Source organism: Roseixanthobacter psychrophilus (genome assembly GCF_043195195.1).
Taxonomy (GTDB): Bacteria; Pseudomonadota; Alphaproteobacteria; order Rhizobiales; family Xanthobacteraceae; genus NCEH01.
Genome location: NZ_JBAFWT010000023.1, coordinates 14,890 through 30,474 on the forward strand (window position 1 = coordinate 14,890; position 15,585 = coordinate 30,474).

Genomic DNA, 15,585 nt, shown 5'->3' on the forward strand with positions numbered 1-15,585 from the left:
GCATGACGGCCCTTCCGACTCTCCCCCAGACCGCCGCCGCCACCCCGCCGGCCCCCATGCCGACGGCGAAGCCGAACAAGCGGCCGTTCTTCTCGCCGCTGAACCAGCGGCGGATCGCCAATTTTCGCACCAACACGCGCGGCTGGTGGTCGTTCGTCCTGTTCATGATCCTGTTCGTGCTCAGCCTGTTCGCCGAGTTCATCGCCAACGACCGGCCCATCGTGGTGCGCTTCGACGGCGCCTATTATTTCCCGGTCCTGACCGCCTATCCCGAGACCACGTTCGGCGGCGATTTCGAGACCACGGCGGATTACCGCGACCCCTATCTGCGCAAGCTGATCGATGAGAAGGGCGGCTGGATGCTCTGGCCGCCGGTGCATTTCAACTATTCCACCCACAATCTCGACCTGCCGACCCCTGCCCCCTCGCCGCCCACCTGGATGCTGAGCGAAGCGCAGTGCCAATCGGTGGCCGAGCGCAAGGGCGTCTCCGGCTGCTCCGGGCTCGAATATAATTGGCTCGGCACCGACGATCAGGGCCGCGACGTGCTCGCGCGCCTGATCTACGGCTTCCGTATCTCGGTGCTGTTCGGCCTCGCGCTCACCCTCATTTCCTCCGCCATAGGCGTCGCCGCGGGGGCGGTGCAGGGCTATTTCGGCGGCTGGGTGGATCTTCTGTTCCAGCGCTTCATCGAGGTGTGGACCTCGATCCCCTCGCTCTATCTGCTGCTGATCATCTCCTCGGTGCTGGTGCCCGGCTTCTGGGTGCTGCTGGGCATCTTGCTGCTGTTCTCCTGGGTCTCGCTGGTCAGCCTGGTGCGGGCGGAATTCCTGCGCGCCCGCAATTTCGAATATGTGCAGGCGGCCCGCGCCCTGGGCGTGAACAATTTCACCATCATGGTGCGGCACCTGTTGCCCAATGCCATGGTGGCGACGCTGACCTTCCTGCCGTTCATCCTCTCCTCCTCGGTGATGACGCTGACTGCCCTGGACTTCCTCGGCTTCGGCCTACCGCCCGGCTCGCCCTCGCTTGGCGAACTGCTCTCGCAAGGCAAATCCAACGTGCAGGCGCCTTGGCTCGGCCTTGCCGGCTTCTTCACCGTGGGACTGATGCTGAGCCTTCTGATCTTCATCGGCGAGGCGGTGCGCGACGCCTTCGACCCGCGCAAGACCTTCGGGTGAGCGCCATGGCTGAGCACTGCTCCACCAAAGCATTCTCGACTTTGGAGCGCATGGTTCAAGGAATGCTAATTGCAACGAAGCCGGGGAAGCTACTCTATAGCAGCAGAGACTCTCTAAAGAGAGGAGACCTTTATGTTCTCGGCTTCAATCCCGGTGGTGACCCGAGCGCAGAACGAGAAAGTGTCTTGGAAGACCTGTTGCGAAGCCCGAGCAGCCATTGGAATGAGTACATGGACGGCTCTTGGCGATTACGGTCCAAAACCTATTTAGCCGGCCAGCAGCCTCGGCAAATTCGGATTCAGAAATTTTTCTCTCAAATAGATTGTGATTTAAGAGAAATATTTTGTTCTAATTTATTTTTCTTTAGGAGCAAAAGCATTTCAAGCGCGACCTCCGATCCAGATTTTGAAGTAATTTCTCGGGAGTCAGCGTATATACATATGTATATATTATCTATTATAAAGCCAAAAACTGTCATCTGTTTTGGATCTAGTACCTATATTTGGTTCAAACGTCTAAAGCTTCATGAAGCACCATATCCCTCCCAACTGATCCAAGCACCGCACTTCGCGGCGCGAATAAGTGAGGAGGCGTTTCTGGCAAGAGCTCGCGAAATAAATAATTCAATATACAAGAATGGTTAGTGGCATGAAACTGCATAGAAAAGTAGTTTATGGCTATCCTAGAGGTCATCTCCCCTCAGATTTTGAGTTCGATACGCCCTGGGCAGAATATGTCGATGTCGCGATTGAAGAAATGGGCGACGTCGATAATGAATCTGCATCTTATGTGACAAAATATTTCGTATGGCAGGAGGGTAGTCTTATCTCTATCGATCAACCTCTCGCGGGGCGAATGATCTGATGACCCCCTCCCCCCTCCTCTCCGTGCAAGACCTTTCCGTCGCTTTCCGCCGGGTGGGCGGGGATTTTCTGGCGGTGAAGAATGTTTCGTTCGATGTCGCGCCCGGCGAGACGGTGGCGCTGGTCGGCGAATCCGGCTCGGGAAAATCCGTCACCGCGCTCTCGGTGCTGAAGCTCCTGCCTTACCCCGCGGCGAGCCACCCCACCGGCAAGATTCTGTTCAAGGGCCGCGACCTGCTCACCTTGCCGGAGCGCGAATTGCGCGGCGTGCGCGGCAATGACGTGACCATGGTGTTCCAGGAACCCATGAGCTCGCTCAACCCGCTGCACACCATCTCCCAGCAGATCGGCGAGATGCTGATCCTTCATCGCGGCATGGGCGGGACGCAGGTGCGCGAGCGCACGCTGGAATTGCTGCACGAAGTGGGCATCCCCGATCCCGAGCGGCGGCTGTCGGATTATCCGCACCAGCTGTCCGGCGGCCAGCGCCAGCGCGTTATGATCGCCATGGCGCTCGCGAACGAGCCGGACCTGTTGATCGCCGACGAGCCCACCACCGCCCTCGACGTCACGGTCCAGGCGCAGATCCTCAAGCTGCTGAAGGATTTGCAGGCCCGCATGGGTATGGCCATGCTGTTCATCACCCACGACCTCGGCATCGTGCGCAAGATCGCCGACCGGGTGTGTGTGATGAGCAAGGGCGAGATCGTCGAACAAGGCGGAGCGGAGGAAACCTTCCTCCATCCCCAGCACCCCTATACCCAGGCGCTGCTGCACGCGGAGCCGAAGCCCGACCCCGCCCCCGCCGCGCCCGACGCGAAAGTGGTGGTTTCGACGCAGGACCTCAAAGTCCATTTCCCCATCAAGCGCGGCATTCTTCGCCGCACCATCGGCTATGTGAAGGCGGTGGACGGGGTCACGCTCGACATTCATGAGGGCGAGACCTTGGGCGTGGTGGGCGAATCCGGCTCGGGCAAGACCACGCTGGGGCTCGCCCTGTTGCGCCTGATCTCCTCCAGCGGCCCCATCGCCTTCCTCGGCAACCGCATCGACGGCCTGCGCTTCAAGCAATTGCGGCCGCTGCGGGCGGACATGCAGATCGTGTTCCAAGACCCGTTCGGCGCCCTTTCCCCGCGCATGTCGGTCGAGGACATCGTGGGCGAAGGGCTGCGGGTGCATCAGAAAGATCTGGACGCGGACGCGCGCGAGCAGCGGGTGATCGCGGCCCTGACCGATGTCGGTATCGATCCCGAAAGCCGCCACCTCTACCCCCACGAATTTTCCGGCGGCCAGCGCCAGCGCATTTCCATCGCGCGCGCCATGGCCCTTGAACCTTCCTTCGTCGTGCTGGATGAGCCCACCAGCGCCCTCGACATGCTCGTGCAAGCGCAGATCGTGGACCTGCTGCGCGGCTTACAGCGGCGCCGGTCCCTGACCTATATGTTCATCTCCCACGATCTGCGGGTGGTCTCCGCGCTGGCAAGTCGCATCCTAGTCATGCGCAACGGCAAGATGGTCGAGGAAGGCCCCGCGCGTGAGGTCTTCCAAAATCCGAAGGAGGCCTATACCAAGGCCCTCTTCGCTGCGGCCTTCAACCTGGAAACCGCCCAGCCTGGAGTGACTGCCCAATGAATGAGGCCAGCAAGGTCGCCCCGCCCCGCGCCCATGGCGACACGGCCGCCGACGCGCAGGTTTCGCCGCCGCATCTGCTGGGCAAGGGGTTTCGCGATTATCTGCGCTACGACGTGGCTTTACGCCACGAGGATGGCGGCGGCCACGACACCACCCAGCGCGACATCGTCGCGGGTGGGCGCGTGGTGGCGGTTCTGTGCTTCGATCCGGCGCGCTGCAACGTGGTGCTGATTCACCAATTCCGCCTCGCCGCCCATCTCGCGACTGGCCTCGGGCGCATGGTGGAAGTCGTCGCCGGCCGCGTCGAAACGGGCGAAGCGCCGGCTGCTGCCGCCCATCGCGAATGCCTGGAGGAAATCGGCATCGCGCCGACGCGCCTGGAAGAATTGTTTAAGTTCATGCCCACGCCCGGCGTCACCGACGAACTCTGCACGCTGTATCTCGGCATCGTCGATTCCGGCGCGCTCCCAGCACAAGCGGGGCTCGCCCATGAACACGAGGTCACCGCGCCCTTCGCTATCGGCCTGGACGATGCGCTCGGCATGCTCAGCCCCGGCTGCGTGATGAACGGCTATACCCGCATCGCCCTGCAATGGCTGGCGCTCAATCGCGCGCACATGCTCGACCTCGCCGCCAAGGCGATGCGCCAAGCCTAGAGCGTTTCGAGGCGTAAAGGCCGTCACCAATCGGCAACAGGAATACCTACGAAACGCGACGACGATCGCCTCGTCTTCCGCCGACAGAACACCGGACTTCGGCTCTTTGGGTCCGGCCGGCAGATCGGCGACAGAAGGCTGCATCCTCAAAGCGTGGGATCAAACCCTCTACGGCTTGAAGCCGTAGAGGCGGTGCGCGTTGTCTGCGAGGATGCGATTGCGCGTGGCTTCGTCGGGAACCCAGTCGGCAAGCAGATCCAGCAAGTCGCCGACATTGGGCATGGGTGTCCAGGTGGAGACGTGCGGCCAGTCCGAACCCCAGACGCATCGCTCGGGCGCGATCTTGGTGAGCGCACGCGCCAGCGCGATCGTGTCCCGATAGGGTGCGCCCTCGACCGAAAGGCGATAGGCGCCGGAAAGCTTCACCCATCCGCCCTCCGCCACCAGCCGCAGGAGTTCCTGGAATCCGGGGTGCTCGATGCCCTCCGATGCTGGGAAATGGCCCATGTGGTCCACCACCGCAGGCGCGCGCAGCTTGCGGATGCGCGGCCCGAGCTCCACCAGATCGCGCGCGTCCAGGAGGAACTGGAGGTGCCAGCCCATCTCGGCGCATAAGTCCCCGTAACGCTCCATGAGGTCGAGGCTGACGCCGCCGCCGAACAGCGCATTGATGCGCAACCCGGCCACACCCGCCTCCTTCAGCGCTGCATAGGTGGCGTCCGGTAGGCCGAGATCCGCCACCGCCACGCCGCGCAGGCGGTCGGGGTTGGCCCTCAGCGTCTCCAGCATCAGCCGGTTGTCGGTGCCATGGACGCTGACCTGGACCAGCACGCCATAGGTCATGCCGGTGGCATCCAGCATGCCGAGATAATCGGCGGCCGTGGCGACCGGAGCGGTGTAGCTCCGGTTCGGCATCAAGGGATAGTCCGGTGGCGCACCGATGACGTGGGCGTGCGTATCCACCGCTCCCGCCGGTACCTTGAAGCGCGTGGCTCCATGGGGATGGGGATCCGGCCCGGGACAGGCCGGCGGCTCCCCCTTTTGGGCTATCGGATCACTCATCGGGATGCAGCACCTTTCCGCGGGTCTCCGGCAGAGCCAGCGCACCCACCAGGAGCAGGCCGTAGGCGAGCACGGCGAAGATGGCGATGGCGCTGGAAAGCGGCATCCTGGCCGAGAGGAAGCCCACCAAGGCCGGGAACAGAGCGCCGATGCCGCGCCCGAAATTATACGCGAACCCCTGGCCGGAGCCCCGCAGACGGGTCGGGAACAGCTCGGTGAGGAAGGCCCCGAGACCGGAGAAATAGCCGGAGGCGCAGATGCCCAGCGGGAAGCCCAGATACAGCATCACCTGGTTGGACAAAGGCAGCTGGGTATAGGCGATCACCAGGATCGAGGCGAGGATCGAGAACAGGATGAACAGGCGGCGCCGGCCGATGCGGTCCGCGAGATAGGCGCCCCAGACATAGCCGATGAAGCTGCCGACGATGAGCAGCGCGAGATAACCGGTGGAGCCCACCACCGTCAGCCCGCGCTCCACGCGCAGATAGGTGGGCAGCCAGGTGGTCACCGCGTAATAGCCGCCCTGCGCGCCGGTGCAGAGCAGGGACGTCAGGAGGGTGATTTTCAGGACGCCGGGGGAGAAGATCTCCCACAGCGAGGGGCGATCCTTGGTCTTGTTTTCCAATTGGCGGGAAACCACCGAAACTTGCGGCTCTTCCACGTAGCGGCGGAGGAAGAAGATCAGCAAAGCGGGGATCGCACCAAGGCCGAACATCCAGCGCCATGCCACCTCGGGCGGCAGCAGGGTGTAGCAGACCGCCTGCAACAGCACGGCCGCGCCCCAGCCCACGGCCCAGCCCGACTGGACCGTGCCCACCGCGCGGCCGCGATACTGCGCCCGGATCGTCTCGCCGATCAGCACGGCGCCGGCAGCCCATTCGCCGCCAAAGCCGAGCCCGAGCAGGGCGCGGATGATCATCAGCTGCTCGAAATTCTGGGCGAAGGCGCACAGCAGGGTGAAGACGGAGAACCAGAGAATGGTGATCTGAAGGGTTCGCACCCGCCCGATGCGGTCGGAGAGGAAGCCTGCGAGCCAGCCGCCCAGCGCGGAGACGATGAGGGTGCCGGTGACCGCAAGGCCTGCAATGCCTCGATCCACCTGCCACATGGCGATGATGGTGCCGATCACCAGCGGGTAGATCATGAAATCCATAGCATCAAGGGCCCAGCCCATGAAGCAGGCCCAGAACGTGCGCCGCTCCGGCGGCGTCATGTCGCGGAAAAATCCGGTGAGGCTCAGGTCTTCGGCGACCACGGTTCTTTCGCTTGCAGGCGTAGTACTCATTTTCGTCTCCCTGAAACGCATCTGGTCCGCCTTTGGCGGATCGCAGAACTGCGCACCCCAGTTTTTATTTTGCTTCGAAAGCAGCACCGCTCGAGCGCGCTGGGCGCAGCATTGCGATCGAATGACACGGTAGGAGACGCAAAAATTTTCGTCAATTAGATTGTCAATAATCTCGGCGATAATTATCTTGACCGCACGTTGCGCCATGACGTTGGTGTATGAAGGTACGCAGAGAGCGTTCCAGCAACAGGAGCTTTGGGTTGACGAAAACCGTTCGCGCTGCGCCCGCCGGCTCCTACGAGAGCGATGGCAGCACCGTCGAGAAGCCGGAGCCGGCCTCCCTTGAGGCCATGGTGGCCGCGCTGGAGGAAGACATCGTCCTCGGCCGCCTGCACCCGCGCGAGCGCCTGATCGAGGAGGATCTGATCGCCCGTTTCGGGGCGACGCGGCATCTGGCCCGGCAGGCGCTGATCGAACTCGACCGCATGGGCCTGATCGAGCGCATCCCGAACCGTGGCGCGCAGGTGCGCAGCTACACCGTCGACGAGGTCGAGCAGCTCTACGTGCTGCGCGGGCTGCTGGAGGGCGAGGCGGCGCGCCTGATCGCGCTTCCCATGCCGCCGGATGACCTCGGCGAGCTGAAGGCCCTCCAGGCGGCCCACGACATGGCGATCGCCGCCGGCGATGTCGCCGCGATCTTCCGCGCCAATCTCGCCTTCCACCGCAAGCTGTTCAGTTGCTGCCGCAATGTCTTCCTCTCGGACGCCATCACGGCCGCCGCCCAGCGCGCCCACGGCATCCGTTTCCTGGTGCTCACCGCCCCTCACGAACGCGAAGCCGCGCGCCAGGAACACCACGCCATGATCGCGGCGATCGAAGCGCTGGACAGCGACCTCCTGGTGCATCTGTGCCGCAACCACCTCCCTGCCTCCAAAGCGGCGTATCTGCGCGCATTCGGCCAGGTCCCCCGCGACGCCCTCTAGATTCGAGCTTGACCGAGATGAGCGAAGACCCCTCCCCCGTCGGCCTGGCCCGCGGGCTCACCAATTACGGCGATCGGGATTTCGCCCGTTACCTCAGGCTCTCCATGGCCAGGTCGATGGGATATTCCGAAGCGCTGCTGAACAAGCCCGTGGTTGGCATCGCCTCCACCTATAGCGAATTCAACAATTGCCACCGCAACGTTCCCGAACTGGTGGCCGCGGTGAAGCGTGGCGTGCTCGCGGCCGGCGGCCTGCCGCTGGAATTCCCCACCATCTCGCTGGGCGAGGTCTTCCTCAATCCCACCAGCCTGTTCTTCCGCAACCTCATGTCGATGGACACGGAGGAGATGATCCGGGGCCAGCCCATGGATGCGGTGGTGCTGGTCGGGGGCTGCGACAAGACCGTGCCGGCCCAGTTGATGGGCGCCGTCTCGGCGGGCCTGCCCACGGTGCAATTGGTCACCGGCCCCATGATGACCGGCCGGTGGCGCGGCGAGCGGCTGGGGGCCTGCACGGACTGCCGCCGGTTCTGGGCAAAATACCGCTCCGGCGAGATCGACGAGGCGACCATCGGCGAGGTGGAAGGCAACCTCGCGACAACCAGCGGGACCTGCGCGGTGATGGGCACCGCCAGCACCATGGCTTCGATCGCCGAGGCCCTGGGCATCATGCTGCCCGGCACCGCCGCCATCCCGGCCGTACATGCCGACCGCCTGCGCGCGGCCGAGGCGTCGGGGGCCGCCGCATTGGCCCTGGCGCGGGCCGGCATCACCATTCGCGACATCATCACCGCGAAGTCGATCGAAAATGCCATCCGGGTGCTGCTCGCCATCGGCGGGTCCACCAACGGCATCGTCCATCTCACCGCCATCGCCGGGCGCGCCGGGGTGGACATCGACCTCAAGCGCCTGAACGAACTCTCCGACACCACGCCAGTCCTGGTGGATCTGAAGCCGACCGGCCCGTATTACATGGAGGATCTGCACGCCGCCGGCGGGATCGGCGCGGTCTTGCGGGAGCTGAAGCCGCTGCTGCACCTCGACTGCATGACCGTGGCCAGCGAAACCCTCGGCGAGCGCCTTGCCCCTGCCCCCGCCTTCGTCGACCGCACGGTGGTCAAGCCCCTGGATGCGCCGCTCCAACCCCAGGGCGGGCTGGTGGCGCTGTTCGGAAGCCTCGCCCCACGCGGCGCGATCCTGAAGCGCGCCGCCGCCGATCCGGCGCTATTCGAAAGGGAGGGACGAGCTGTGGTGTTCACCTCGCTCGAAGACCTTGCCGGACGGATCGACGACCCGGACCTCGACGTCGGGCCCGACGACTTCCTGGTGCTGCAGAATGCCGGGCCGCGCAGTGCGTCCGGCATGCCGGAATCCGGCTATCTCCCGATCCCGCAGAAGCTCGCGCGGCAAGGGGTCAAGGACATGGTGCGCATCTCCGATGCCCGCATGAGCGGGACCGCCTATGGCACCATCGTGCTGCATGTGGCTCCCGACGCGGCATCCGGCGGCCCGCTCGGCCTGGTGCGCAACGGCGACCGCATCCGCCTGTCGGTCAAAGCCGGTACCATCGACCTGCTGGTGGACGAGGACGAACTGGCGCGCCGCAGACACGAGCAGCCGCCGGCCCCTCCCCCACCCGCGCGCGGCTATGCGCGGCTTTACTATCGCGAGGTGCTCCAGGCTGACCAGGGCTGCGACTTCGACTTCCTGCGCGCGGTCCCCGCGGGGCAATAGCACCGCGTCCAAGGCCGGCGCGGCTCGCGGGCGACCGTGCGCAGCAAGGCGGAGAAGCGGACAGGCGGAGAAGCGGCGATGAATCGCCGCCATCGCTTTGGCGAGGTCATTTCGAGAAGTGCCGTGCCGTCCCGTTGAGGGGCCGGCACGGCCATCAGGCACGAAGGATCAGCGGTTCTTTGCCTTGGCGAGGAACGAACCGTCGAAAGTCTTGGACAGGTCGATGTTCGAGGCCGCAATGCTCGGGTCGGTGACGGTGAGCAGGTTGAGCGCGCTCTTCATGCTCGCCTCGTCGATGTTGCCATCGGTCGAATAGGCCTGGCGCGTGGCATTGAAGGCCTTGAGGTACAAGTTCTTGTCGCCCAGCCAATATTCTTCCGGCACGGTCGCGGCGACCTGTTCCGGCGTCGCCTTCTCCAGCCATTTCAGCGTGCGGTAGAAGGCGTTGGTCAGCGCCTGCACGGTCTTCGGATTCGCCTTGATGAAGCTTTCCTTGAAGTAGAGCACGGCGGCGGGATTCATGCCCCCGAACACCTTCTCGGTGCCCTCGGTGGTGCGCGTGTCGACCAGCACCACCATGTCGCCGCTGTCCACAAGCTTGGTGATGACCGGATCGAGATGCGAGATGGCGTCGATCTCGCCCTTCTGCATCGCCGCCACAGCGGACGCGCCGCTGCCCACGCCGACAAACGAGGCGTCGTCGGTCTTCATGCCGGCCTTGGCCAGCAGATATTGCACGAGGATGTAGGTCGACGAGCCGGGCGCGGTCACGCCGATCGTCGCGCCCTTGAGGTCGGCGATGGACTTGATGGTCCCGGCCTTTTCCTTGCGCACGCCGACGACAATGCCGGGATAGCGGCCAAGGTCGATGACCGCCCGCACGTCCTGCTTCTTCTGCTGCATGCGGATCGTATGCTCATAGGCACCGGTGACCGCGTCCACCGACCCGCCGATGAGGGCTTGGAGCGACTTCGCGCCGCCGCCGAAATCATTGATCTCGACGTTCAGACCTTCGTCCTTGAAGTAGCCGAGCCGCTCGGCCAGCGTCAGGGGAAGATAATAGAGCAGCGGCTTGCCGCCGACGCCGATCGTGATATCGGGCTTTTCGACATCGGCCGCCTTGGCGCCGCCGAACGCCGGGATGAGCAGGCTTGCCGCAAGGAGCAGCGTACGGATCTTCATGTGACTTCCTCCCTTTTCTTTTCGGATTTGTTTTCAGTTCTGCTCGCTGGCCGCCTGCGGCCGCCAGACGAGAAGGCGGTGTTCGACCTTCGTGACGCCGAAGTCGATCACAAGCACGAAGGCCGCAAGGATGAACATGCCGGCGAACACGCCGGTCACATCAAACACGCCCTCGGCCTGATGGATGAGGTAGCCAAGCCCCGCGGACGAGCCGAGATATTCGCCCACCACCGCGCCCACCAGCGCGAAGCCCACCGAGGTGTGCAGGGAGGAAAACATCCACGACAGGGCGGAGGGCCAATAGACGTTGCGGAACAGCTGGCGCTCGTTCATTCCCATCATGCGGGCATTCGCCAGCACCACCGGGCTCACTTCCTTCACGCCCTGATAGACGTTGAAGAAGACGATGAAGAACACCAGCGTGACGCCGAGCGCCACCTTCGACCAGATGCCGAGCCCCAGCCACAGCATGAAGATCGGCGCCAGAACGACGCGCGGCAGGGCGTTGACCATCTTCACATAGGGGTCGAACACCGCCGCCACGGTCGGCTTGCGGGCGAACCAGAAGCCGATGACGATGCCGCCGACCGAACCGATGATGAAGGCCAGCACCGTCTCGGTCAAAGTGATCCACAGGTGCTTCCAGATGACCCCCGTCACAAACAGAGTATAGACGCGGGTCAGCACATCCCAGGGCTTGGAGAAGAAGAACTCCGGCAGCAGATAATCGCCACCGATCGGCACCGTCGCGCCGATCTGCCAAAAGGCCAGCGCGCCGACGGCAACGAGGATCTGCAGGAGCAGCAGTTTGGCGGGATGAATCTTCATGACGGGAGGTCCTCCCCGTAGGTCTTGGCGACCTCGGTCTTGAGCTGATTCCAGATTTGCCGGTGCAGTTCGTGGAACCGGTGATCGAGGCGGATTTCAGAGGCGTCGCGGGGGCGCGCAAGGTCGATCGGGAAGTCGCCGATGATGCGCGCCTCCGGGCCGGCCGACATGATGACCACGCGGTCGGAGAGCGCGATGGCTTCTTCCAGGTCGTGGGTCACGAACAGCACCGCCTTGCGGTCCAGCGCCCACAGGTTCAGTAGCAGCGTGCCCATGATCTGCCGGGTCTGGGCATCGAGCGGGCCGAAGGGCTCGTCCATGAGCAAAATCTTGGGATCGCGCACCAGAACTTGGGCGAGGGCCACGCGCTTGCGCTGGCCGCCCGAGAGCTGGTGCGGATAGCGATCGCCGAACCGCGCGAGACCGACCTTCTTCAGCCATTTCTGCGCCTCGGCCACCGCGTCGGCGCGGCGGGTGCCGTTGATTTCGAGCGCGATCGCCACATTGTCGAGCGCCGTCTTCCACGGCATGAGCGCGTCCTGCTGGAAGAGATAGCCCGCCTTTGCGTTGAGCCCGCTCAAGCCTTCGCCGAAGATCGAGACCGTGCCGCTGGCGGGCTTCAGCAGCCCGGCTGTCGCATTGAGCAAGGTCGACTTGCCGCAGCCGGTCGGGCCGACAATGGCGACGAACTCGCCTTCGCGCACATGGAGCGAGGTTGGCGCCACCGCTTTGTAAACGGGCCGTCCCTTGATGGCGAAACTGATGCTCACATCGTCAAGCGCGACCGCCATCGATGCGGTGGGGGAAACGGGCGGCAGTGGTTCGGCCACTTGCCGACGCACGGCGGAATCCATGTCTTGTCCTCCCATTTGGCGTTTCTTGTTATGTCGCAGTGCGGCGAATGTCCGCCGGCGCGGGATGAAGGTCTCCGCTCCGGCCTGCCTTCGCCACCTGCCCGGCGATATCGTGACCCAGCAGGGCCGGCAGGCTCCGCGCCAGTTCGAGCAGCCGCCCGAGGTCGACGCCGGTATCGAGGCCCATCTCTTCGAGCATGTGGACGAGGTCCTCGGTGGAAATGTTGCCGGTGGCGCCCGGCGCGAAGGGGCACCCGCCGATGCCGCCCAAGGAGGCATCGAAGCGGTCCGCTCCGGCATCGAGCGCCACCACCACATTGGCGAGGCCCATGCCGCGCGTGTTGTGGAAATGCAGCGTCAGCGGCACCGCGCCGAACTGCCGGCGCACCGCCGCGACGAGGCTTGAGACCTGCCGCGGATTGGCCATGCCGGTGGTATCGGCAAGCGTCACCGAATCCAGTCCGATCGAAAGATAGCGCTCCACCAGCCCCAACACCTTCGCCTCCGGCTGCGAGCCCTCGAACGGACAGCCGAAGGCCGTGGCGATGGTGCCGTTCAGCGTCGCGGGGGTTCCGTGTGCGGCCGCGACGATGGCACGGAATGCGTCCAGCGATTGGGCCGGTGTCATGCGCATATTGGCAAGATTGTGCGTTTCGCTCACGGACAGCACGAGGTTCAGCTCGTCCATCCGCGCGTCCAGGGCGGCCTGCGCGCCGCGCAGGTTGGGCACCAGAGCGACATAGGTCACGCCCGGCCGCCGCTTGATCGCCCGGGCCACCTCGGTCGCATCGGCAAGGTTCGGAACCGCCTTGGGCGAGACGAAGGATGTCACCTCGATCTTCGACACGCCGGTCTGCGAGAGGGCGTCGATCAGGGCAATCTTGGTCTCGGTGGGCAGGAAACGCGGCTCGATCTGCAGGCCGTCGCGCGTCACCACGTCCTGGATGTGAACGCGCTTGGGGAATGTCTCCCACATCATGCGTCATCTCCTTCGGCATCCATGCGCGCCACGACCCCCTTGGCGATCAGCGCATCGATCTCACCGGCCATATAACCAAGCCCCGCCATCAATTCGGCGGTGTGCTCGCCGAGCCGGGGACCCGGCCAGTTCACCGCGCCCGGGGTCTGCGACAGTTTCGGCACGATGCCGGGCATCTTCACCTCGGTCCCGTCCGGCAAGTGTGAGGCAAGGATCATGTCGCGGCTGAGATATTGTTCGTCGCGCATGATGTCGGCGACCGAATAGATGCGCCCGTTCGGCACTTCGGCGCGGTCCAGCGCGGCGGTCACTTCGTCGATGGAATGCCGGCGGGTCCATTCGGTGATGGCGCCGTCGATCTCCTCGACATGGGCCACGCGGCCGTTATTCGAGGTGAGCCGCGGATCCGCTGCGAGATCCTCGCGCCCGATCGCGCTCATCAGCCGCTTGAAGATGGCATCGCCATTGCCGGCAACAATCACATAGCTGCCCTCGGCGGTGGGGTAGGAATTGGACGGCGCGATACCCGGCAGCGAGCCGCCCGAGCGTTCGCGCACATAGCCGAACAGGTCATATTCGGGGACGAGACTCTCCATCAGGTTGAAGACGCTCTCGAACAGCGAGACGTCCACCACCTGCCCGGTGCCGCGCCCCGACTTGATGTGGAGCAGCGCCATCAGCGCGCCCATCACCGCGTGCAGCGCGGCAAGCGAGTCGCCGATGGAAATGCCGGTGCGTGCCGGCGGGCGGTCCGGATCGCCGGTGGTGAAGCGCATGCCGCCCATCGCCTCACCGACGGAACCGAAGCCGGGCCGTTCGCGATAGGGACCATCCTGACCGAAGCCCGAGATGCGCACCATGACGAGGTTGGGATTGATCGCCTTCAGCACATCCCAGCCGAGGCCCCATCGCTCAAGCGTGCCGGGGCGGAAATTCTCGATCAGCACGTCAGCATCCCGCACCAGCCGGCGCACAAGCTCCTGCCCCTCGGGCATGCGCAGATTGATGGCGATGGACTTCTTGTTTCGCGATTGGAGATACCACCACAGGGAGGTCCCCTTGTGGAGCTTGCGCCATTTGCGAATGGGGTCGCCTTCGCCCGGAGCCTCGACCTTGATGACTTCGGCGCCGAATTCAGCCATCAGCCGCGCCGCAAACGGCGCAGCGATGAGGTTGCCGAGCTCGACAACACGGATTCCGGCGAGAGGCCCCTCTGCGGGTCCGTCCATTGGCACGCTCCTCCCAATTGGTCTTTTTTTGCTCTATCGGGCGAAAGCGGCGGCAGGTCCAATAGTCTTTAGACAAAGACCGTTCGTGGAATGCGAACGGTCAGTCCAAGGCGACGGACTTTGGGCCGCCGCCTGCCATGAGATGCTCGAACAGCAGGCGCGCGGTTGGCGGCAGGCTGCGCAGTTCGCGCACCACCAGTTGCAGTTGCCGCGACGCCCAGGCGTCGCTGAGCGGGATCGCTTTCAGGCTCATGCTCTTGCCGACGATATCGAACGCGCGGTCGGGCAGGATTCCGATGCCCATTTTCGCCTGGACCATGCGGCACATGGCATCGAAGCCCGGCACGTGCACCCGCAGCTTGAGGTTTCTGCCGGCCAGGCTCGCCGCATATTGGGAGCGCAGGAAGATCGAGGAGGCGGCGTGCAGCCCGATATAGTCGAAATCCAGCGTCTCCTCGAAATAGACCCGCTCCCGCATGGCCAGGGGATGGTCGCGGCGGGTGACGACCACGAGCCGGTCGCGCCGGTAGCCAAAGGTCTCCAGCGAACGGCTTTCCATGTCCCCCGAACAGATGCCGATGTCCGCGCCTCCATCCTCGATGCCGCGCACCACCTCGGCGCTCGGGCACTCCTGCAGGTCGAACCGCAGCAGGCTGTGCGCTTCGAGGAAGGACGGCAGGTCGTCGGGCAGGAACTGAACGATGGCCGAAAGATTGGCCAGCATGCGCACATGGCCGCGCACGCCGAGCGAATATTCCCCAAGCTCGACGCCCATCTTCTCGATGGTCAGCAGAGTCACGCGGGCATGATGCAGCAGCGTCTCCCCCGCCGGGGTGAGCGCCATGCCCCGCGCGAGGCGGTCGAACAGCGAAACGCCGAGAATATCCTCAAGGTCCGACAGGCGCTTGGAAACCGCGGAAGCGGCAATGCCCTCGCGCAGGGCGGCCTTGGTGAGCGAGCCTTCCTCGCAGATGGCGATGAACAGCCGCAGCGAGGTCAGATCGACCCGGCGCAGGAACTGCTGGATCGTCGACCCGGACGTCGCATTCGGTACCGCCTGCGGACCTATCGTCGGCATGAAACCCTCCCGACCGCGCGCGCGGCGTACCTGCCTGCGT

Annotated in this window: 14 protein-coding genes and 1 pseudogene; 6 read left to right on the forward strand and 9 right to left on the reverse strand. The window is 64.4% G+C overall.

Annotated features, from left to right (window positions below):
- The first annotated feature begins 2 nt into the window (after window positions 1-2).
- The 4 genes from V5F77_RS18480 to V5F77_RS18495 all read left to right on the forward strand — a co-directional run bounded on the left by V5F77_RS18480 (window position 3) and on the right by V5F77_RS18495 (window position 4,332).
- Complete coding sequence (locus tag V5F77_RS18480) at window positions 3-1,181, forward strand: ABC transporter permease (RefSeq protein WP_429006808.1); 1,179 nt, start codon at window positions 3-5, stop codon at window positions 1,179-1,181.
- 648 nt (window positions 1,182-1,829) lie between these two features.
- Window positions 1,830-2,045, forward strand: a complete 216-nt coding sequence (locus V5F77_RS18485; protein WP_429006809.1) for a hypothetical protein — start codon at window positions 1,830-1,832, stop codon at window positions 2,043-2,045.
- On the forward strand, window positions 2,045-3,676 hold the full coding sequence (locus V5F77_RS18490; RefSeq protein WP_429006810.1) for an ABC transporter ATP-binding protein: 1,632 nt from the start codon (window positions 2,045-2,047) through the stop codon (window positions 3,674-3,676). The genes V5F77_RS18485 and V5F77_RS18490 overlap by 1 nt, the downstream gene beginning before the upstream one ends.
- The gene (locus V5F77_RS18495) at window positions 3,673-4,332 is read left to right on the forward strand and encodes an NUDIX domain-containing protein (RefSeq protein WP_429006811.1); all 660 of its coding nucleotides are present in this window, start codon (window positions 3,673-3,675) and stop codon (window positions 4,330-4,332) included. Before V5F77_RS18490 ends, V5F77_RS18495 begins: the two co-directional genes overlap by 4 nt.
- A 10-nt stretch (window positions 4,333-4,342) precedes the next feature.
- On the opposite strand, the pseudogene V5F77_RS18500 reads toward V5F77_RS18495, so the two are convergent.
- The 3 genes and pseudogenes from V5F77_RS18500 to V5F77_RS18510 all read right to left on the reverse strand — a co-directional run.
- Window positions 4,343-4,479: pseudogene (locus V5F77_RS18500) on the reverse strand (IS481 family transposase); the annotation flags it as partial.
- A 21-nt stretch (window positions 4,480-4,500) separates the two neighbouring features.
- Window positions 4,501-5,394, reverse strand: a complete 894-nt coding sequence (locus V5F77_RS18505) for an amidohydrolase family protein (RefSeq protein ID WP_429006812.1) — start codon at window positions 5,392-5,394, stop codon at window positions 4,501-4,503.
- Window positions 5,387-6,679 carry an MFS transporter gene (locus V5F77_RS18510; RefSeq protein WP_429006813.1) on the reverse strand — a complete coding sequence of 431 codons (1,293 nt, stop codon included), beginning with the start codon at window positions 6,677-6,679 and terminating at the stop codon, window positions 5,387-5,389. Before V5F77_RS18510 ends, V5F77_RS18505 begins: the two co-directional genes overlap by 8 nt.
- A 260-nt stretch (window positions 6,680-6,939) precedes the next feature.
- On the opposite strand from V5F77_RS18510, the gene V5F77_RS18515 reads away from it, so the two are divergent.
- Together V5F77_RS18515 and V5F77_RS18520 are read left to right on the forward strand one after the other, a co-directional pair.
- Window positions 6,940-7,662, forward strand: coding sequence for a GntR family transcriptional regulator (locus V5F77_RS18515; RefSeq protein ID WP_429006814.1), 723 nt, complete (start codon window positions 6,940-6,942; stop codon window positions 7,660-7,662).
- A gap of 17 nt (window positions 7,663-7,679) precedes the next feature.
- On the forward strand, window positions 7,680-9,395 hold the full coding sequence (locus V5F77_RS18520) for a dihydroxy-acid dehydratase (RefSeq protein WP_429006815.1): 1,716 nt from the start codon (window positions 7,680-7,682) through the stop codon (window positions 9,393-9,395).
- A gap of 168 nt (window positions 9,396-9,563) precedes the next feature.
- Here the strand turns inward: V5F77_RS18520 and V5F77_RS18525 are convergent, their stop codons facing one another.
- The 6 genes from V5F77_RS18525 to V5F77_RS18550 form a co-directional block, all read right to left on the reverse strand.
- Window positions 9,564-10,577, reverse strand: a complete 1,014-nt coding sequence (locus V5F77_RS18525; protein WP_429006816.1) for an ABC transporter substrate-binding protein — start codon at window positions 10,575-10,577, stop codon at window positions 9,564-9,566.
- 33 nt (window positions 10,578-10,610) lie between these two features.
- Complete coding sequence (locus tag V5F77_RS18530; RefSeq protein ID WP_429006817.1) at window positions 10,611-11,405, reverse strand: ABC transporter permease; 795 nt, start codon at window positions 11,403-11,405, stop codon at window positions 10,611-10,613.
- Window positions 11,402-12,259 carry an ABC transporter ATP-binding protein gene (locus V5F77_RS18535; RefSeq protein WP_429006818.1) on the reverse strand — a complete coding sequence of 286 codons (858 nt, stop codon included), beginning with the start codon at window positions 12,257-12,259 and terminating at the stop codon, window positions 11,402-11,404. Before V5F77_RS18535 ends, V5F77_RS18530 begins: the two co-directional genes overlap by 4 nt.
- A 28-nt stretch (window positions 12,260-12,287) precedes the next feature.
- Window positions 12,288-13,238, reverse strand: coding sequence for a hydroxymethylglutaryl-CoA lyase (locus tag V5F77_RS18540; RefSeq protein WP_429006819.1), 951 nt, complete (start codon window positions 13,236-13,238; stop codon window positions 12,288-12,290).
- Window positions 13,235-14,467 carry a CaiB/BaiF CoA transferase family protein gene (locus V5F77_RS18545; RefSeq protein WP_429006820.1) on the reverse strand — a complete coding sequence of 411 codons (1,233 nt, stop codon included), beginning with the start codon at window positions 14,465-14,467 and terminating at the stop codon, window positions 13,235-13,237. Before V5F77_RS18545 ends, V5F77_RS18540 begins: the two co-directional genes overlap by 4 nt.
- A gap of 100 nt (window positions 14,468-14,567) precedes the next feature.
- Window positions 14,568-15,545, reverse strand: coding sequence for a LysR family transcriptional regulator (locus tag V5F77_RS18550; RefSeq protein WP_429006821.1), 978 nt, complete (start codon window positions 15,543-15,545; stop codon window positions 14,568-14,570).
- Between the last annotated feature and the right edge of the window lie 40 nt (window positions 15,546-15,585).

Coding starts and splice junctions, on each gene's coding strand:
- V5F77_RS18480 (WP_429006808.1), top strand. CDS start 3: ATGACGGCCCTTCCGACTCTCCCCCAGACCGCCGCCGCCACCCCGCCG.
- V5F77_RS18485 (WP_429006809.1), top strand. CDS start 1,830: ATGAAACTGCATAGAAAAGTAGTTTATGGCTATCCTAGAGGTCATCTC.
- V5F77_RS18490 (WP_429006810.1), top strand. CDS start 2,045: ATGACCCCCTCCCCCCTCCTCTCCGTGCAAGACCTTTCCGTCGCTTTC.
- V5F77_RS18495 (WP_429006811.1), top strand. CDS start 3,673: ATGAATGAGGCCAGCAAGGTCGCCCCGCCCCGCGCCCATGGCGACACG.
- V5F77_RS18505 (WP_429006812.1), bottom strand. CDS start 5,394: ATGAGTGATCCGATAGCCCAAAAGGGGGAGCCGCCGGCCTGTCCCGGG.
- V5F77_RS18510 (WP_429006813.1), bottom strand. CDS start 6,679: ATGAGTACTACGCCTGCAAGCGAAAGAACCGTGGTCGCCGAAGACCTG.
- V5F77_RS18520 (WP_429006815.1), top strand. CDS start 7,680: ATGAGCGAAGACCCCTCCCCCGTCGGCCTGGCCCGCGGGCTCACCAAT.
- V5F77_RS18525 (WP_429006816.1), bottom strand. CDS start 10,577: ATGAAGATCCGTACGCTGCTCCTTGCGGCAAGCCTGCTCATCCCGGCG.
- V5F77_RS18530 (WP_429006817.1), bottom strand. CDS start 11,405: ATGAAGATTCATCCCGCCAAACTGCTGCTCCTGCAGATCCTCGTTGCC.
- V5F77_RS18535 (WP_429006818.1), bottom strand. CDS start 12,259: ATGGATTCCGCCGTGCGTCGGCAAGTGGCCGAACCACTGCCGCCCGTT.
- V5F77_RS18540 (WP_429006819.1), bottom strand. CDS start 13,238: ATGATGTGGGAGACATTCCCCAAGCGCGTTCACATCCAGGACGTGGTG.
- V5F77_RS18545 (WP_429006820.1), bottom strand. CDS start 14,467: ATGGACGGACCCGCAGAGGGGCCTCTCGCCGGAATCCGTGTTGTCGAG.
- V5F77_RS18550 (WP_429006821.1), bottom strand. CDS start 15,545: ATGCCGACGATAGGTCCGCAGGCGGTACCGAATGCGACGTCCGGGTCG.